This window comes from Bacillus cereus group sp. BfR-BA-01360, assembly GCF_022663595.1.
In the GTDB taxonomy this organism is placed as follows: Bacteria; Bacillota; Bacilli; order Bacillales; family Bacillaceae_G; genus Bacillus_A; species Bacillus_A cytotoxicus.
The window spans coordinates 1-276 of the sequence record NZ_JAKUFV010000092.1; the positions used below are offsets into that span (position 1 = coordinate 1).

Here is a 276-nt window from a genome sequence, read left to right on the forward strand (position 1 = left end):
CCAGGCTATATTATTCCGCAGTAGCTCAGTGGTAGAGCTATCGGCTGTTAACCGATCGGTCGTAGGTTCGAGTCCTACCTGCGGAGCCATTATGCTTCCATAGCTCAGCTGGTAGAGCACTTCCATGGTAAGGAAGAGGTCACCGGTTCAAGCCCGGTTGGAAGCTTGGGAAAAGTATTGAAGATTTTTGGCCCGTTGGTCAAGTGGTTAAGACACCGCCCTTTCACGGCGGTAACACGGGTTCGAATCCCGTACGGGTCACCACTTTTGGAGGAT

The 276-nt window shown here is 52.2% G+C and carries 3 tRNA genes; all 3 read left to right on the forward strand.

The features are described from left to right. The first annotated feature begins 14 nt into the window (after window positions 1-14). The 3 genes from MR056_RS22065 (at window position 15) to MR056_RS22075 (ending at window position 264) form a co-directional block, all read left to right on the forward strand. A tRNA-Asn gene (locus MR056_RS22065) sits at window positions 15-89 on the forward strand. A 4-nt stretch (window positions 90-93) separates the two neighbouring features. Beyond that, window positions 94-166: transfer RNA gene (locus MR056_RS22070), tRNA-Thr, on the forward strand. Window positions 167-189: 23 nt separating this feature from the next. After that, a tRNA-Glu gene (locus tag MR056_RS22075) sits at window positions 190-264 on the forward strand. Window positions 265-276: the final 12 nt, after the last annotated feature.